The sequence below is a fragment of the Candidatus Minimicrobia sp. QA0096 genome (assembly GCF_963967315.1).
GTDB lineage: Bacteria > Patescibacteriota > Saccharimonadia > Saccharimonadales > Saccharimonadaceae > Nanosynbacter.
In genome coordinates this window covers 638,623-656,545 of sequence record NZ_OZ017288.1, presented here as the reverse complement: position 1 = coordinate 656,545, position 17,923 = coordinate 638,623, and the positions used below count along the sequence as shown (strand labels likewise).

General features: G+C 42.8%; 21 protein-coding genes. 5 read left to right on the top strand and 16 right to left on the bottom strand.

The annotated features are described in order from the left end of the window. Window positions 1-37: 37 nt before the first annotated feature. From map to AACH20_RS03480, 7 genes are all read right to left on the bottom strand, one after another. Complete coding sequence (gene map, locus AACH20_RS03510) at window positions 38-805, bottom strand: type I methionyl aminopeptidase (RefSeq protein ID WP_146475648.1); 768 nt, start codon at window positions 803-805, stop codon at window positions 38-40. Then, window positions 802-1,359, bottom strand: coding sequence for an adenylate kinase family protein (locus tag AACH20_RS03505; protein ID WP_338504195.1), 558 nt, complete (start codon window positions 1,357-1,359; stop codon window positions 802-804). Before AACH20_RS03505 ends, map begins: the two co-directional genes overlap by 4 nt. A 9-nt stretch (window positions 1,360-1,368) precedes the next feature. After that, entirely contained in the window at window positions 1,369-1,827 is a 459-nt protein-coding gene (locus AACH20_RS03500) for a GatB/YqeY domain-containing protein (RefSeq protein ID WP_232736349.1), read from the bottom strand. After that, a complete protein-coding gene (locus AACH20_RS03495) occupies window positions 1,827-2,042 on the bottom strand; it encodes a 30S ribosomal protein S21 (RefSeq protein ID WP_039326918.1) in 216 nt (71 codons plus the stop codon). Before AACH20_RS03495 ends, AACH20_RS03500 begins: the two co-directional genes overlap by 1 nt. A gap of 65 nt (window positions 2,043-2,107) precedes the next feature. Next, a complete protein-coding gene (recJ, locus tag AACH20_RS03490; RefSeq protein WP_338504190.1) occupies window positions 2,108-3,742 on the bottom strand; it encodes a single-stranded-DNA-specific exonuclease RecJ in 1,635 nt (544 codons plus the stop codon). Continuing rightward, complete coding sequence (locus AACH20_RS03485; RefSeq protein WP_129632285.1) at window positions 3,742-4,044, bottom strand: ArsR family transcriptional regulator; 303 nt, start codon at window positions 4,042-4,044, stop codon at window positions 3,742-3,744. Before AACH20_RS03485 ends, recJ begins: the two co-directional genes overlap by 1 nt. Before the next feature lie 64 nt (window positions 4,045-4,108). Next, complete coding sequence (locus AACH20_RS03480; RefSeq protein ID WP_338504188.1) at window positions 4,109-4,768, bottom strand: phosphoribosyltransferase; 660 nt, start codon at window positions 4,766-4,768, stop codon at window positions 4,109-4,111. A 39-nt stretch (window positions 4,769-4,807) separates the two neighbouring features. Here AACH20_RS03480 and priA point away from each other — a divergent pair, with 39 nt between their 5' ends. From priA to fmt, 3 genes are read left to right on the top strand one after another with little or no spacing between them, the layout of a single operon-like run. After that, complete coding sequence (gene priA / locus AACH20_RS03475; protein ID WP_338504186.1) at window positions 4,808-6,748, top strand: replication restart helicase PriA; 1,941 nt, start codon at window positions 4,808-4,810, stop codon at window positions 6,746-6,748. A gap of 20 nt (window positions 6,749-6,768) precedes the next feature. After that, window positions 6,769-7,344, top strand: coding sequence for a peptide deformylase (gene def, locus AACH20_RS03470; protein WP_338504184.1), 576 nt, complete (start codon window positions 6,769-6,771; stop codon window positions 7,342-7,344). After that, entirely contained in the window at window positions 7,304-8,194 is an 891-nt protein-coding gene (fmt, locus tag AACH20_RS03465) for a methionyl-tRNA formyltransferase (RefSeq protein ID WP_338504182.1), read from the top strand. The genes def and fmt overlap by 41 nt, the downstream gene beginning before the upstream one ends. Before the next feature lie 37 nt (window positions 8,195-8,231). Here fmt and AACH20_RS03460 read toward each other — a convergent pair whose 3' ends face one another. The 6 genes from AACH20_RS03460 to AACH20_RS03435 form a co-directional block, all read right to left on the bottom strand. After that, a complete protein-coding gene (locus tag AACH20_RS03460; protein WP_338504180.1) occupies window positions 8,232-8,660 on the bottom strand; it encodes a DUF5663 domain-containing protein in 429 nt (142 codons plus the stop codon). A gap of 62 nt (window positions 8,661-8,722) precedes the next feature. Continuing rightward, on the bottom strand, window positions 8,723-9,037 hold the full coding sequence (locus tag AACH20_RS03455) for a DUF5663 domain-containing protein (protein ID WP_338504178.1): 315 nt from the start codon (window positions 9,035-9,037) through the stop codon (window positions 8,723-8,725). Window positions 9,038-9,070: 33 nt separating this feature from the next. Beyond that, window positions 9,071-10,954, bottom strand: a complete 1,884-nt coding sequence (locus AACH20_RS03450; protein WP_338504176.1) for a hypothetical protein — start codon at window positions 10,952-10,954, stop codon at window positions 9,071-9,073. 104 nt (window positions 10,955-11,058) lie between these two features. Next, window positions 11,059-12,828, bottom strand: coding sequence for a translation initiation factor IF-2 (infB, locus tag AACH20_RS03445; protein WP_338504174.1), 1,770 nt, complete (start codon window positions 12,826-12,828; stop codon window positions 11,059-11,061). 49 nt (window positions 12,829-12,877) lie between these two features. Next, window positions 12,878-13,954 carry a 30S ribosomal protein S1 gene (locus tag AACH20_RS03440; RefSeq protein ID WP_146422314.1) on the bottom strand — a complete coding sequence of 359 codons (1,077 nt, stop codon included), beginning with the start codon at window positions 13,952-13,954 and terminating at the stop codon, window positions 12,878-12,880. 111 nt (window positions 13,955-14,065) lie between these two features. Beyond that, window positions 14,066-14,533 carry a hypothetical protein gene (locus tag AACH20_RS03435; protein WP_338504172.1) on the bottom strand — a complete coding sequence of 156 codons (468 nt, stop codon included), beginning with the start codon at window positions 14,531-14,533 and terminating at the stop codon, window positions 14,066-14,068. Window positions 14,534-14,609: 76 nt separating this feature from the next. On the opposite strand from AACH20_RS03435, the gene AACH20_RS03430 reads away from it, so the two are divergent. After that, window positions 14,610-15,422, top strand: a complete 813-nt coding sequence (locus tag AACH20_RS03430) for an ROK family protein (protein WP_338504170.1) — start codon at window positions 14,610-14,612, stop codon at window positions 15,420-15,422. Next, on the top strand, window positions 15,394-15,858 hold the full coding sequence (locus AACH20_RS03425; RefSeq protein ID WP_338504167.1) for a hypothetical protein: 465 nt from the start codon (window positions 15,394-15,396) through the stop codon (window positions 15,856-15,858). The genes AACH20_RS03430 and AACH20_RS03425 overlap by 29 nt, the downstream gene beginning before the upstream one ends. A gap of 41 nt (window positions 15,859-15,899) precedes the next feature. Here the strand turns inward: AACH20_RS03425 and AACH20_RS03420 are convergent, their stop codons facing one another. The 3 genes from AACH20_RS03420 to AACH20_RS03410 form a co-directional block, all read right to left on the bottom strand. Further along, window positions 15,900-16,109, bottom strand: a complete 210-nt coding sequence (locus tag AACH20_RS03420; protein WP_338504165.1) for a general stress protein — start codon at window positions 16,107-16,109, stop codon at window positions 15,900-15,902. Between the two features lie 328 nt (window positions 16,110-16,437). Continuing rightward, window positions 16,438-17,154, bottom strand: coding sequence for a hypothetical protein (locus tag AACH20_RS03415; RefSeq protein WP_338504163.1), 717 nt, complete (start codon window positions 17,152-17,154; stop codon window positions 16,438-16,440). Then, a complete protein-coding gene (locus AACH20_RS03410; protein ID WP_338504161.1) occupies window positions 17,151-17,876 on the bottom strand; it encodes a DUF3152 domain-containing protein in 726 nt (241 codons plus the stop codon). Before AACH20_RS03410 ends, AACH20_RS03415 begins: the two co-directional genes overlap by 4 nt. Between the last annotated feature and the right edge of the window lie 47 nt (window positions 17,877-17,923).

Here is a 17,923-nt window from a genome sequence, read left to right as displayed (position 1 = left end):
ATACAGGTTATGTCTATAATTTGGCAAGCGAATTAGTTTAAAGCTTTGTCAGAATTTCAGCACCAGTTTCGGTAATCAATACCGTATGCTCAAAATGCGCACCTAGACTGCCGTCTTTCATACTAATTGTCCATCCGTCGCTGTCAGTAATAATTTTCTCACCGCCCAAGCTCGCCATCGGCTCAATTGCAATTGTGTCGCCAGCGTGCAACATCGGACCAGTTCCTCGCCTGCCGTAATTCGGAATTTCTGGCTCCATATGCATACTCAGCCCCACACCATGACCAACCAATTCACGGATTATACCAAGTTTAGCCTTCTTCAACACAGCTTCCACTCCCGCTGAAATATCACCAACTCGCGTTCCATCGCCAGTTATCGCGTCAATTCCCGCATATAAACTCTGTTCTGTTGCATGCAATAAATGTTTCTTCGCACCCTTAGGCTCTTCATCGACAACCATAGTAAAAGCGCTATCCGTCTTCATTCCACGATAGCCAATCACCAAATCGAAACTGACCACGTCGCCCTTTTCAAAAACATATTCGGTCGGCAAAGAATGCACCAACTGCTCATTCGTCGATATACAAATCACTCCCGGGAACTTCACCTCGTCCGTAAGATAAGTCGCCTCTGCGCCAAAATCTTTAATTCGCTTAGCTACAAAATCATTAGCGTCCAACTCACTCATTCCAGCCGTTACAGATTTTTTCAATTCATCGTAAATTGTCGCAAGCATTTTGCCGCACTCGCGCATATCTTTCATCTGCTGCGGCGTTTTTTCTCCAGTGATCAATTGGCTCATTTTATACCCTCAATAATGCCACGACTGACCAGCTCTCTCTCAATCTCATCATGAACTTGCCCGACAGTTCCAACGCCGCTCATATGTACAATTGGAACACCGTTTTCATTTAGATAATCCAGAATTGGGTAAATTTCACCTCGATAAATACTGAGTCGTTTGTCAATTGCTTCAGGCGTGTCGTCAACTCGACCACGAACCCTCAAACGCTCCAGAATTTCGTCGCGCGGAACTTCCAGCACAATCACCAACTTAACATCTTTTCCGTGATGTGAACGCGACTCAATCAGCCATTTAGCTTGCTCTAATTGCCTTGGATAGCCGTCCAGAATTACGCCATTAATATCCTTAGCCTTATTAAGAGCCTCGCCCATCAAACCGTTGATAGTTTCCATCGGCACCAGTTCGCCAGATTGCATACGATGAATCAATTCACCATCATGTGTGTCGCGAAGCAGCTGTCCGGCACTAAGCCAACGCCAACCGTGTCGTGCCGCTAAAATCTGCCCCTGCACACTCTTGCCAGCACCCGCCGGCCCAAAAAATACAATCATTTTTTCCTCCTATTTTGTGAGTTTTTCTTTAACAATTTTTGCCACCAACGCGCCATCCGCAGCATTGCCAACCTTACTTTTTACCGCGCCAATAACTTGTCCCATTTTCTGAATTGAGACATCGTCCATACCCGCAATAACTTCTTCTACTATCTTTGAGATTTCCGCCTCGCCAAGTTGCTCTGGCAAAAATTCTCGTAAAATTTCCGCTTCTTTTTCTTCAGGTTCCGCCAATTCCGCACGGTCGTTCTTTCGATATAAATCCGCACTTTCGACGCGCTTTTTCACTTCTCGAGCAACGACTTTTTCAATTTCAGAATCATCCAAGCCATCTTCTCGCTTGCCCAAAGAAACTTCTTCGTTTAAGATTGCTGCCTTTAGATTACGCAAAACATCACCACGAAAACGATCGCCGCTCAATAGAGCGGCTTTCATTTCACTAGTAATGCGCTCTTTTAGCGCAGACATTAACGCACCCCTAGGCGCATTTTTGCCGTTTTTTCAGCTCGTCGCTCGCGGCGAATAATAGCTTTTTTACGACGCTCGGTCTTTGAAATTGGTTTTTCAAAACGCATAACGCTCTTAGCGCGAGCCAAAACACCGCTTTGCAAAACCCTGCGGTTGAAACGACGAATGATATTTTCGTTCGCTTCCTTCTGATCTTTACGTGTTACTTGTACCATACTGCAAACATTATAACAGATAAGAAAGTATTTGCCAACTAGATTGTTATAAAATAGCCCAACATCTACACCCCAGAAATATGTAGCAATCGCCCTTCAACTGACTTCATCCCCTGCCATTCATTTACAGTCGGCTGGAACCAGACGGACACTTCGTCGCCCACTTCACGGAAAAACTCTTCTGGCGCGTTAAAAGCCAGCATCTGCAGCGCAACGCCATTCTTATCACGCAAGGTCAATTTCACGTGTTGCCCATCCGCGCCCATTCTCCTCACATTCAAAACCATCGCTTCAGTTATCTTCAATATAGGCTCGGCGTTACCATTGCCGAATGGCTCCATCTTTGCCAAATTATCAATCAGCTCCTCATTAATTTCCGAAAAATCGTCAATCTCAACGTCAGCTCTCGGTAGCAAATATAATTCCTGATTTTTTAATTGCAGCGAATCGTAAAACTCATTCACTCGTCGTCTAAAATCGTCAATTCTCTCGGTCGCCAGCGTCACGCCCGCCGCCGCTCCGTGACCACCACCTTTAATAATGATGTCGTCAGCTGCCCGAACCGCGTCAGCCGCAGAAAAATCGCCAAAACTTCGCGCCGAACCCGTAGCCTCATCACCACGCTCACCAATTATAAAAACTGGCTTCTTATATTTCTCAACCAACTTTGACGCCACAATGCCAATAATTCCGTGATTCCAATTGCCGCTATTCACCACCAAAACTCGATCATCAGTCATATTGTCCGCCTGCTGGCAAGCTTCGTCAAAAATCTCGTCCTGAATACTACGGCGTTTGATATTTAATTCTTCCAGCTTTTCGCTAGCCTCCAACGCCTCCAGCCCATCACTCGCTGTCAGCATATCCAGAGCATATTGCGCCGTTTCCAGCCTGCCCGCCGCATTCATTCGCGGCCCCAGACCAAATCCCAAATGCCTAGCGTTAACCTTCTCCGGCTCAATTCCCGCCACTGACATCAATGCCTTCAAACCAGGACGCCTCTGCTTTTTCAAAACCTCCAAACCCCAATAGACATTCGCCCTATTTTCATCCGCCAGCGTAACTATGTCGCAAACAGTCCCTAGCGCCACCAGATCCAATAGCCACTTCTCGTAACCATCTGGCAACCCGTCCAGTTCGGTTTGTAGAGCCTGAACCAATTTAAACGCCACACCCGCGCCGCATAAATCGCGAAACGGATATTTATGACCAGGAAATTTCGGATTAACCGCAGCAACGCTCGGCGGTGGAGTCTTAGCAACATTATGATGATCAGTCACCACCGTATCAATCCCCAAACTCGACGCATATTCAATTTCTGCATGACACAAACTTCCCGTATCAACCGTAACAATTAAATCCGCACCCATATTCTGCACTTTATCAACGGCGCCCATCGTCATTCCGTAACCCTCAACAAACCGATTTGGAATAAACGCACCAACTTCCTTAAAGCCAAACTTGCCAAACGCATCCAACAAAATTGCCGTTGCACTCAGCCCGTCAATATCATAATCGCCGTAAATAACAATTTTCTCACCCTCAGCGTGCGCCTTTTTCAAGCGATCCACTGCTTTTTTCATATCTGGCAATAAAAACGGATCGTGCTTTACTGACATGTAATTCGGATGTAAAAATTCCTCACGCGCCTTACGCGTAGTCAAGCCTCGAGCCGCTAAAATTTTCTCAAATAATGTCATTAGTCTTTATCAGCCATGCCGCGCTTTGATCGCGCTGAATATTGCTGAGATTTAATCACCATACTTTGCAATTCCTTAAAAATTGGGAATTGTTTATTAGTGAAATACGTGCGTGAGTTACCTTGCTTTTCACTCTGCAAAAATCCAACCTTTTCTAGTCGCTTCAATTCTCGTTGAATATTTCCAGGGTCTTCCTTAATTAGCTTTGCTAATCCGCGAACATGTGTGTGAAAATCAGGATACTTAGCGTATACTACTACAATTTTTCGCCGCACCCTAGATGTAATAAAAACGTCTAACATAACCTCCCTAACGCATCTTTCTTAATTAAAGTTTATCACAATTTTACAACACCCGACAAGTTTTTTATTTCCAATTCAAAATAACCTGGTTAATTTTCGCTATCGTTTCCTCTTTGGACGGCAATGTATTATCCTCATAATAATGATTTAATCCCATAAAATTCTCCTTCACGTCCAAGATATGCATTTCATCAACCGTCATGTGCAATTTATCCACCGCCGCCACGCCACAAAACGGCACCGCAATCACCAATTTCTCAATCCGAACTGACTTCAGAAAACTCAAAGCCACATCCAAAACCGACAAATCATCACCAAAACCATCACTTGCCAGAATCACCACCCGATCCTTTAGCATATCCTTATCGATGATTCCACCATCACCCAAAAGCCTATTCATTTTCTGATGAGCCTCGCGCTTTTTCTCTTCCAGATAACCGTGAAATTCACTAGTATATTCATTAATTTGACCGTCAGAAAATTGACTATTATACGTAAATTGCCCAGACTGTGACATCGCCCCGATGCTTAAACTTTCCCCAGGAATCTCAATCCCTTCGCTAAGCAACATCATGAGGACACAGTGAAGCTTCACTGCAATTTGCTCGCCGATCAGCACGCCACCTTCGCCAATTGCAACCACTGCGCAGTTTTCATAACGATACTTTTCCAGTACTTGATCAGCCAGAATTGCTCCAGCCTGCGAACGACTCTCAAAATACATATGCTTATTTTAGCATTTTTTTCGCGATATAATATAAACATGCATTACTATTTGGTTTCACCGACAAGAATCGTCCGCGCCGACGCAAGTTCGTTTACGTATTCTTCAGAAGAAAGACTGCCGACCGGAATGATTGTCGCTATAGAAATCGGCAAAATCAATGCCATTGGCGTAGTCCTACAAGAAGTTCGCCAGCCTGATTTTGAAGTCAAGCCAATTAGTAAAATCGTTGAAGAATATCCCTTGCCAATCGAACTCGTTCAAACTGCCATATGGATGAGCAAGTATTACGCTACACACCAAGCGACCGTCTGGCAAGCAATTTTACCCAGCGGATTATCCAAAAAACGTCGCTCAATTAACCAGTCCACCTCAGTTAATCAAGCAGAAAATCGAACAAAAAATGTATTCACAGATGAGCAAAAATCAGCCCTCCAGACCATCGAAAATCTCCATTCCGGAACAGTACTTTTACACGGCGTAACTGGCTCAGGAAAAACTCTAGTGTATATAGAAGCCGCAAAACAAACCTTAAAAGAAGAGCAATCATCAATAATTTTAGTTCCCGAAATCGCTCTAACTTCGCAACTGGTTGCTGAGTTCTCTGCTCATCTGCCAAATGTCATAGTTACCCATTCCAAACAAACCGAAACTCAACGATATGCAATCTGGAAAAGAGTCATCAGCTCAAACGATCCAGTAGTAATCATCGGCCCGCGATCTGCTCTTTTCATGCCCGTGCAACAGCTCGGACTTGTGGTGATTGACGAATGTCATGAGCCGAGTTTCAAGCAAGAGCAATCCCCTCGATATTCAGCCCTTCGTGTCGCCTCAGTTCTTACAAATCAACATCGCGGCAAGCTAATTCTAGGTAGTGCTACTCCAGCAGTTGCCGACTATTACGTTGCAAAAAAATCAAACACGCCAATTATTACAATGACAAAACCAGCAAGACCAGACACCGTTCGCCCCAACGTGACGCTGGTGGATATGACAAAGCGCAATAATTTTACTCAACATCAATTCCTCTCTAATCCACTCCTGAAATCTATAAACACAGCGTTATCAAAAAATAGGCAAGTCCTTATTTTTCACAATCGACGCGGCACAGCATCAATCACATTATGCGATAACTGCGGCTGGCAGGCTGGCTGCCCGCGCTGTTTTATTCCGCTCACGCTACACGCGGATAGTCATAAATTGTCATGCCACATTTGCGGTTTTTCGACCAAAGTTCCTACTAGTTGCCCTGAATGTAAAAATGCCGACATCATTCATAAAGGTATCGGAACTAAGCGAATTGAAGACGAATTACAGAGGTTATTCCCGAACAAAAAAATTGCTCGATTTGATAAAGACACCGATTTGAAAGCCACTGTAGACGAGCGTTACGATGAACTGAAAAATGGCGAAATAGATATAATTATCGGCACGCAAGTTATTGCTAAAGGACTAGATTTGCCACATTTAACAGTCGTCGGAGTCATTCAAGCCGACACCGGACTTTCCCTCCCTGACTATTCATCACCCGAACGAACATTTCAATTGCTCGCCCAAGTCGTCGGCCGCGTCGGCAGGTCAAGCATGCCAACAGAAGTTGTCGTTCAATCATACCAGCCAAGTCACCCATCCATCACAAACGGATTATCTCAAAACTATACAGAATTTTATCAAAGAACCATATCTCAACGACAAAAAACCAACTTTCCACCTTTTACTTACTTATTAAAACTAACTTGCGTTTATAAAACCGAAGACGCCGCCATAAGGAACGCTAAGAAATTGTCCGAACTATTAAAATCCAATTTTGATAACATTGAAGTTTTTGGACCAACGCCCGCTTTTTATGAGCGCATCCGCGATACATATCGATGGCAAATCGTAATAAAAAGCCCCAAACGACAAGAGCTTCTTGACGTCTTGAATCTCCTGCCATCATCACACTGGCAGTACGAGCTTGACCCTGTAAGTCTACTGTAATTTCTGGTATAATTATAGCAATGACAAAAGACGATATTATCACATTACCAAATCCACACCTTCGCCAAAAATCATCGAAAATCCACGTTGTTACTAATGATGTTGTAAAACTGGCAGACGAAATGACCGCAGCTGCGCTGGACTGGGAAGATTCCAGACCTCACGAAATTAGCGCTGCCCTCGCTGCAGTTCAAGTCGATAAATTAGAGCGTGTTGTGATTGTTCGAGCTGACTTTGAAAGAAAATCAACTCGCAAATTCATCACTCTTATCAATCCAGAAATCGTGAAATATGAAGGTGAAATTGTTGAAGACTTCGAGGGATGCTTAAGCGTTAAAAGCATTTACGGAAAAGTTCCCCGCTACAGTAAAATTCGCGTAAAAGCCATGGGTTTAGATGGCGAAGAAGTGCGAATTAAAGCCGAAGGATTTTTGGCGCGCGTATTACAGCACGAGATAGACCACTGCAACGGATTAGTTTTTATAGACCATATTAAGGATAATAAAGACGCTTTTTATACGCTCGATAAGAAAGGCGAGTTGCAACCGTTAGATTATGACAAAGATATCGCCGAAAATAGTATTCTTTGGGACTGAAAATTACAGTCTAATTACTTTAGAAGCTCTCGTTGAAGAGGGATTTAACGTTGTTTGCGTCATTACCAAACCCGACACCAAGCGTGGTCGCGGGCACAAACTTACTGAACCTCCAGTAAAAACATTCGCTAAATCTCACAATATTCCAGTTTTGCAACCAAGCAAAGTCAGTGAAATTACCGACTATATAAAACAACTTCAGCCAGTAACGGGAGTTTTGGTTGCATACGGAAAAATCATTCCACAGTCAATTATCGACTTATTTACACCGGGAATTATCAATGTTCATCCTTCTCTACTACCAAAATATCGAGGGCCTTCACCTATTGAATCAGCCATAGCCAATAGAGATGCCGAAACTGGCGTATCAATAATGCAACTTGATAGTAAAATGGATGCCGGTCCTATATACATCCAAACTCGACAATCGCTCACTGGAAAAGAAATAAAGTCCGAGCTGTACGACAAACTATTTCACGACGGCACTTCTCTGCTAATAAAAAACTTGCCAAATATCATCAATGGGAATCTTCAGCCAACACCACAAGACGATTCTCTGGCTTCATATTGCCAATTATTAAGCAAGGACAATTCATGGCTCGATATGGAGCGTATGACCGCGGCCGAGGCTGAAGCTCACGTCCGCGCACACCTCGGATTTCCGCGCAGCCGAATGACAATTGACGATCGAGATATCATCATCACGAAATCTCATTGCGACAAAACTCCGAGTTCTCATCTTGATAAAAAATTTGCCGACGGCAACTATTTAATCATTGACGAGCTCATCGCGCCCAGCGGAAAAACAATGACCGCTGAAGATTACCTAAGAGGCTACAATAAAAAATAACCCCACAATAAGGGGTTATTTTATCGTCCGCATAAAATTATGCTTGGACTGAACCTAAAATAGCATCTTTATTCGCTATAATTTCCTTTTTCAAATCAGCCATCACTGCAGCCACAACGTCACGATAATCTGGTCGATTGACCTCCAGCCACTTAGTAGCCGCAAATTCATCCTTCAGACGCGGATCGTCAACTGGCAAACCTGAAGCTTGCGACATTTTCTGCAACATTGGTTCCTGTTGATAATTAGGCGCATGTTTTGTCAGAAAATCATCCACAGCACCCGGAGTTTTATCGATAATTCCCGCAAACTCCTCCAGCTGAGCATCGCTCATTCCCTGGCTTAATCGTTCGCCAACTCGAAGCTCTAACTCGCTATAAATATGCTGTAACAACGATTTTTGCTGATCTTCCGGCAACTGGTCCAGCCCCAATTCTTTAAGAAATTCTTCATTCAGTTGGAACATAGTTCTCCTTTTCTTTCGTCTATATGATTAGGTTAAATTATACCAATAACTGTTTAATATTACTATCCACGCATCATATTCAGCGCGTCATTGTATAATTTTTGCAGCTCGACCATAGTCTCATTCATCGAGGTTTGAACAATTTCCGTTAAATTAACGCCATTGTTTGCGCACCAATTCAATACCACAGAAACATCGTCGCCATCCAGTAATTTCATAAACTCATCCAGCTTCGCTTCGCCAACAGCCAGCAAAATCTTCCTTGTAATCTTATCCTGTACACTGTTAGCGACGTCTTCCCTCATTTGCTCTTTTTTATCCGCAGGCAATGATCCAAAACCAGCCTGTGCTAAGAATTCGTCAGTAATTTCAAACATTTTTATCTCCTTGTTTATTTTATATTTTATCTATTAAGCGTATTTATTCAATACCTTCAATACGTCCGCAGTAGCGCTAGATCCGTCAACTTTCATCCAAACTGATCCGTCAGGGTTATTAAACCACTCTACGGTATGACCGTTAGCCATAGCTTTATCAGCCAGGTTGTGAAGTTGATCTATTGCGTTTGCGTCACCAAACTTCTCAGCAGCCCAGTCCCAAGGATAGTCGTAAGAATTGAAGTTTGATGTATCTGGATTAATATTATCTACGATTGCTTTGGCAGCAGGGTTATCCGCAGAAGATGCGCCACCAGACTGAGGTGTTTGCTCACCACCAGATTGTGGAGTTGTATCAGCATTACCCTCACCTCCAGTAGCGTGTGCAGAGTTAGCCCAGTCGCCAATATATTTACCAGCAAAACCACCCAAGGCAAAACCAACACCATACTTACCTAATGACGATCGCACCTTCTTACGCAGGGCATCCTGCCTCTCTGTACTCACGTCCTTAAGATTGTCAACTGATACATTGACTGCATGCTCCATAACATCGTCAATTTTCATGTTAGCCACAGTTTTTTCAAATGAAGGATCTATAGTTTCAAGGCGGTCATCAGCAGCTATGCGATCTTCGCCACGATGTTCTTCCAGAACAGCTTGCTTTGTTGCTCCAGCAACTCCTAATTCTGTTACAATACCGACAGCCGTCGTAATAGGCCATGCAGCAACAGACCCTACTATAGCACCGCCCACAAAACCAGTACCACCCAACTTCAGCCACTGAGCAATCTTACCACCCTTATTAAACCACTTACCAACTTTAGCGGCAGCTTTCTTAAATTTACCACGATCATCGAGCATGTTGTCATACTTATCTGTCGTTGTTCTTGAGGTTTCTCGCATACTTGCAAACGCCGCTTGACCCATTTCCGCTGCTAATTCAGCCTGCTTTTTTGGATCCTGTTTTGCTGCTTCGATTTTATCAGCAAACTTAAGACGCATATATTCTAATTCGCTCTGCTTCAATTGTTCCGTAGCAGCTTCTAATTCAGCTTGGCGCTTCTTTCCACCAAAGTACTTCTTAGAGAAATGAGTTTCAACGGCGATACTGGCCTTAGCGAATCTCTCCCTAGCAACCTTAAGAGAGGCAGCCGCCTCGTCATCTTCGGTTTTTTCAGCATCATCATGCTCATCACCAAGATACTTATCTCGCATAGCCTGTTCGTACAGTGTTAAGCCTTCTGGATTATCATCCACGTTAGGGATCGTCGTTCTAAACATCTCTTTGTCTATTACGTTTTCACCTTTAACCCTAGAGACCTCTTCTGGACTATATCTTGAGTAAATATCTACCCCAAAACTCTCAAGTTCCCTTAGATCCTCTTCAGTCGTCGGATGAACAAGAACAGAACGTTTAGCAGCCGCATCCCTCATATAGTCATTCCACTTAATTCTATCTAGATCAGCAAGTGTAGGTTCAGGCGGCTCAGAAACAGGAATGTTCTTTTCCGCAGAGCTTCCCGAAGCGTCTTCAGTATTATCACTAATCTGCTCTTCTGGATTTGAAATAACTACTACCCTAGCATCCCTCCTCAACACCTCTATCTGTTTAGGTGTCAAACCATTAGAACTACCTTCCCTGGAATCTTTTTCACCGCTCTCAGTACTACTATCAGAGGAAAGGACGCCTTCTGCTGCAGCACTATCAACATCAACTCCAGCCGCTAGGCCATTCTTATTTTCTGTGTTTATACCCAAGCGCTCGGCGAATCCGTTTCTATTTTTTGCTGTACGAACAATATCTCTTACTGCTCCTGCCGCTTTCGCTGCAGCCTGACCCAATTTTCCAATCACAGATAAATTCTTGTTTTCGACATCTGCACTGGATGGACGTCCTTCGGGTGTTTTGTTCATTTTGTGGTGGTTTCCTTTCACCTTCTGCACGCAGAATGGCAATAAACTTATGTATATCTAAGATACTACCATAAATACATAAAAAAGTCAATACTTAGAACAGTCTACCCCAGAGTTTTCTTCACTAATTCCCTAGTAAAGAACTCCAGCTTGTCGCCAATTTCTAAGGTAATTTTTTTCTTTGTCCTGAGGCTCAGTCCACACATTTCACCTTCAAAGACCTCTTTTGCTTCTTGTTGCTGACGTTGTACAGAAGAAACTTCCACTTCAGCAATTTGCTCTTCGCCACGCTTTACGCGCGCCAGCAAGTCCTTAGCGACTTTACCGTGCTTCACTTCGCCACCAGCAATCACTTCTTCGCGCATCGTCCTAAACACACCCTTAATTTCCAACTCACCAATTTCAGTTTCAACGATTTCTGGCGCTAGCAAAGCCTCCATTGAAGCCTTAGCGTCATCCAACAGCTCATAAATTACCTTAAAAATTCGCACTTCCACATGCTCACGCGCCGCTAATCGCTTAACTGCTGGTGGCAAATCGACATTAAAGCCATAAATCACCGTATTTTCACCGACCGCCAAATGAATATCGTTCTCGGAAATATTACCAACACCAGTTCCAACAACATGAAGCTCAACTTCGCCATTCGTATCAATCAGCTTCAAACTATCAACCACAGATGTTACCGAACCCTGAACGTCAGCCTTAACGATTACGTTAAATTCTTCCGCATCAAGCTTTCGATTCATCATCTTAAGAATATCTGCGCCAGTAACATTGGTTGTGGCTGCCATTTTCTCCTGTTCAATTTTAGCCTTTTGCGCCAAATTGCGAGCTTCTTTTTCGCTCTTCGCAATCTCAAATCCATCACCGAATTGTGGCAATTCCTTAAATCCAGTCATATTCACTGGCATACTTGGACCGGCATCTTTAACGGTTTTACCACGGAAATCTTGAAGCGTTCGGACTCGCCCGTAAGCCGTCCCAGCAACCAGATAATGACCAGGTTTCAAATGACCATTCTCCACCAACAAGCCAACAACAGCGCCACGACCAGTTTCCATGTGCGCCTCAATAACCAAACCTTCAGCAGGAACATCTTCATCCGCACGTAAATCTTCCATATCCGCCACCAATAAAACCATATCCAAAAGCTTGTCTAAGTTCTGACCGGTTTTTGCACTAACCTCAACCATCACAGTATCGCCACCCCATTCTTCAGGATTTAAACCATGCTCAGACGCCAATTGAGTTTTTACTAGTTGCGGATTGGCTGCTTCTTTATCAATCTTATTAATTGCCACCACAATTTTAGCGTTAGCTGACCTGGCAAATCGAATAGCTTCAACAGTCTGAGGTTTAACTCCGTCGTCTGCCGCCACCACGATAATCACCACATCAGTCAGCGTAGCTCCGTGCTGCCTTAGCGCTGCAAAAGCCTCATGACCTGGGGTGTCCAGTAAAGTGATAGTTCGTCCGTTGCGCTGAGCTTGATAAGCGCTAATATGCTGAGTAATTCCTCCGGCTTCACTAGCCGCTGTTTTCTTATCAAGAATCGCATCTAGCAAACTCGTTTTACCGTGGTCAACATGCCCCATCACAGCCACAATTGGCGGACGAGGAACTGCCTTGTCCGATAATTTATGTGCATGGTGATGAATTTCTGTAGAAACCGTCTTCCGTTTCAGCTGCACGTCTAGCCCCAATTCTTCAACAATAATCTGTGCAGTCTCAAAATCTAGTCGCTGATTAATTGTCGCAGCGATTCCGTTCTTAAACAATTCACCAATCAGCGTAGTTACTGACAATCCCAGAGTTTCGGCCAACTCGCCAACCGTTACCGAATCCGCAATATTGACGATTTTTTCTGCCATAATAAGCTCCTCTCACCTCTGGGCGTAACTACGCTTCAGGGGATTTGTATTATTTTTTCTTTGATGATTTGCCAAGTGAAAGAGAAATCTTACGATTTTCCTTATCGATATCCAAAACTGTAAATTCTTTACGCTCGTTCAATGTAAATACTTTTTCAGGATCAGTACCGTCACCACCAAGCTCTGACACATGAACCAAAGCTTCAACCGCTGGACTCAACTGTACGAATGCACCAAATGGAGTAATTCGAGTTACAGTTCCCTCAACTTTTTCACCAGGCTTAAATTGCTCAACTTCATCCAACCATGGATCTTTAGTCAATTGCTTCATACTCAAGCTCAAGCGTTCTTTGTCGATTGCGATAATCTTAGCTTCGATAGTTTGACCAACTTTTACATAGTCAGATGGGTTATTAACACGCTCCCAGCTAATTTCTGAGATGTGAATCAAACCTTCAATACCTTCAACGTTAACGAATACGCCAAAGTCGACAACACCTGTAACAACACCTGTAACTGTGTCACCGATTGCCAACTTCTGGAATCGCTCTGCCAAACCTTCTTTAACCGCCTCTTTTTCAGAGAAGATCAATTTGTTAGCTTTTCGGTCAGCGTCTAAGATTCGTGCTTTAATATCCTTCTTTACCAGGCTGTTCAATCGTTGCAAGATTTCGTCCTTGTCGCTAGAACCTACACGAGGATAGTGTTCAGCTGACAATTGCGATACTGGCAAAAATCCGCGAATACCTTCGTATTCAACTAGTAATCCACCGCGGTTGGCGTCGTATGGTACAACGGTGATGATTTCACCAGATTCCAATTTAGCCATAACTTCATCCCAACCACGATCTTTCGCAGCCTTGCGCAATGAAAGTAGCGAATAGCCATCTTCCAATTCGGTATCAATTACGCTAGCAATTACTGAATCGCCAACATTGTAGTTCTTTGAAAGGCTAACTTCGCGGCGTGGAACCAATCCAACGCCCAAAGGTCCTAAATCGATTAAAATTTCGTGCTTCTTTACTGATAAAACAGTACCGTCAACTGTTTCACCGACAGTAAGTTGTTTAACATTATCGCCTGCTTGAGCCAGCAGGTCATCCATTGTAATTTTGGCATCTGCCATAAGTCTTCTAAAGACCCCTTCCTTAAAATTGATATTATTCTTCAGGGACATAATAAAAATATCCCCACAGATTATCACAATTATACCACAACAGATAGATAGAAGTCAAAGCTAGATAAGATAGCGAGATCGCTGATAAGCTACCGTCAAAAACGCCAAAATACCAAAAGCCACTGCAGAAACAGCTACATCTTCTGGTCCAGTTTTTGGCAATCCTTTATCAGATTGCTTAGAAGAAGTAGAAGGATCTGGCGTTGTAGATGATGACGATTGTTGAGACTGAGAAGATTCAGATGTAGGAGTTGTCTTTTTTGACTCTTCAGTCTTCACGTCGGTTCGCGCCTCACCCCTTCCGCCTGACTGACTATTCGTTTTTTGATCTACAGACTGCTGAGATGTGCCGTTTTGTGAATTCTTATTACTATTCTCTGATGCTACCAAATCGCTAGAGATCGGCGATTCATCTTGTGATAAATTATTCTGCCTAATTCCGTAAAGAACAGCTAAAGATATAGCCACTAAAATAGCACCTACTACTACAAAAACTCCAATTGATCCAGCCCGATTTACTCGCTTCATATTATATCTCCACTCAAATTTTCTTTATTATATCATAATGACCTCTTATAGGTAAAGCTGGTGATATAATAAATATATGATTATTACGGTTGACACAGGTGGGACCAAAACATTAGTAGCCAGCTTTGACGAGGAAAAAAATCCTAAGCATATCATTAAGTTCCCCACCCCTAAAAACATAGACCAATATATTCAACGCATTGCCGATCAAATTCACCTGATTGCGAATAATAAGCCAATTGATGCAATTTCCGTGGCTCTGCCAGGAGTAGTCAAAGATGGCGTGGCAGTGTGGTGTCAAAACCTCGGCTGGAAAAATCAACCTATCCGTGAGCTACTTTCCCGATATTTTCCTAATATGCCAATATTTATTGCAAATGACGCCAATATGGCAGGACTGGCAAGTATGCTCAGATTGCCCAAAACCCCCAGATGTGGTCTATACATCACCCTAGGAACCGGCGTTGGCACTTCCCTGATTCTGGATGGAAATCTGCATAAAGAGCTTAGCGACTGCGAGGGCGGACATATGTCTTTGAATTACAATGGCAAGATTACCACTTGGGAAGAGATTGCTGCGGGTAGGGTTTTGCAGAGAATTTTTGGCGAATTATCATCAGACACACCCCTGGAAGTCTGGGAAGAGGTCGCCAATAGAATAAAAGCTGGATTGCAACCACTCATCGCCTTTACACAACCAGATGTCGTTGTTATTGGCGGGAGCGTGGGAGTGTTCACATCCTATTTTTCAGATATTTTAAGCGGTCTTCTGGCAGAAAACTTACCCGCCGCCATATCAGTACCAAAAATAATCAGCGCCCCTAACCCAGAAGAAATTGTATTATACGGATGCTACGATAATGCCATCAGTCAGCTTACCTCAAATTGAACACGATTTTCCAGAACTGCAATTCAAGGAGGGTGAAGTATTTTCCTGGAACCCCAATTCGCAAACAGTCTATTACGAAAAATTAGATTCACAAAAAGGCTTAGTGCAACTTTTACACGAAATCGCCCATGCTAAACTTGGTCATAAAAATTATCAATATGATGTCCAGCTGATCGAAATGGAAAGATCCGCCTGGGAGTACGCCGTTGATACTTTGTCTCCAAAATACGGCTTAACACTCAGTATGGACGACGATAATATTCAAGATTCTTTAGATAGCTACAGGGACTGGCTACATAAACGTAGTCTTTGCCCTCAGTGTGGCGCAGTTGGATTACAGGCTACTTCCTCATCTTACAAGTGTATTAATTGCCACTCGGAATGGCGCGTAAATCAGGCGAAATCCTGCCAACTTAAAAGATATCAAATAAAATAAGCCTCTCATACGGAGGCTAATTTTAAGAGATTGGAGCGGTCTTATTCTGCAATTTTTTGTACGTCTTTTTTCGTACGGCGTGAAATGCGTCCGCCCTTAGCGCCAGCGATACGAGCCAAAGCTGGATTTGCAGCAAAGCCACCAGTTCGACCATTTTTACCGCCCTTACGTCCAATTTTTGCATAAAAATCTGGATCGCGAGCTAGATTTTTTTGAGCAGCCTTTAAGCCGCCAGCCTTTGTTCCTGCCATAGGAAGGTTTTCCTCCGTTTTTAAAAAAGATTTCCACATAAATTTAAATGGAAACCCTCACCTTTATATATCACACATGATATGTGTTATGTTTATATGCTAGCATATAACTAACGCTTTGTCAATATTTACATAAGTAGTTTTTTATTGTGAATAAAATATTGCATTTTACTGACGCGTTAGCTATACTAATAAAGTCAGTTACTGACGGCACCTGTTGGAGCTTTAGAAATCATGAGTTCCACCACAAAAAATTCTCGTTTTCTGCGAGATTCGAGAAGAAAAATATCCCATCACATAAAGGGATATTTTTTATTGCAGATTTATTCTAAAACTCTCTTAATAGATTATCTATTCTAAGCTGAGATTCTTGTGTTAACTCATTTTGCAAACCAATCCAGGCGTTAATAGCCACGGTAAATTTGTCCCTAGCTACAGTAAACTGGTCGCTATCTTTCTTTTCGTTAGCCGACTTTAGATCGCGTACAGCCAATAAAATAGCGTCTATTCTCTTCATCGCTAACTTACGTAAGTCAACCTCGTCTTCTCTGGATTCCAACCTCTTCTTTACACCGGTCCATATTTTCTCCATAGCAATAAAGTCATTTTGCTTGGTCTTCGATAGGTTATCTAACACCATACGTATTTCACCACTCAACTCCTTATCTAACTCCGTAAAGCTGACAATCTTCTCTATACTCTGTATAGTTCGGTTCATCTTCTCTACCGATTTATTACATTCTTCTGAATACTTTTTAAATCTAGTATTAACGTTCTTCTGCCAAGATACAAGAAATACTACATCGCAGCTTTGGCGTTTATTTTTTAAATCAGCCAAATATTCGTTCAATTTTTCAGTAGATAATTTATCTTTTTGCAAATTAATAAACAGCGAGTTCTCCACTTCATTAGTGTTTTTTGTTACGCTTTGAACATTTTCCCAAGATTTCCAGCTCACAAATCCATATGCCAATATCATTATCAGCGTTATAAAACTCATGACAATAGCCAATTTAAGCGTGCGATAATTTTTTATCAATTTCATAGTTCTATCCCCAGCGTGGTTGACCATAATTCACTATCAAGCGGCCAAGGATTAAAAGCACACCCCTGTAAATCAATTGATTGCTGCTGCATAACCGCCGCTGGATTATTAACCCCAGAACAATTCAAATGCCCATGCCCCAACCAGTGTCCAACTTCATGATTGATTACCATATGTCGATAATTACGAATATCACCACCCGCTTTATTCCACGCTGTAGTCGCGCCAGACCATCGATTATCATTGATAATGACGGAAGATCCGACTCGACAGCTCCAATCCGCGTCACAACCTGATGAGAACGACGACATCAATTCAGCTTGCGACAGAACTAAATTGAAACTTCCACCCCCTTTCACCTCTTTAAAAACAATCCCCATACGCGCCCAGCCTCGATTGTCGTTTAAGGTTTCGTTTACTAGTTTCGAGAATTCAGACAAATTTGATCGGACATTGCCCTTTGTTGATATTGTATATGTGATTTCTTTTTTCGCTCCAGAATTTGATTTTTTTGACGATTGAGATGTGGAGTGCCAATCTGGAGTCTGGATATCTGATACCTTAAAGCTAGATAGCGACGACGGAGATTTTATTTCAGAGAAAATTTTAGCACTAATTACCTTCTTCGCATCACTCTTATTCTCATTGGGTGCTGTTATACTAACCGTTGGCGTTAAAGCAACAGCAATTGCCATACCGCCAGAAGCCACCCTACATACCATACACATGTAACCATTTTATCACCGACCAAAACATACCACAAACGTTT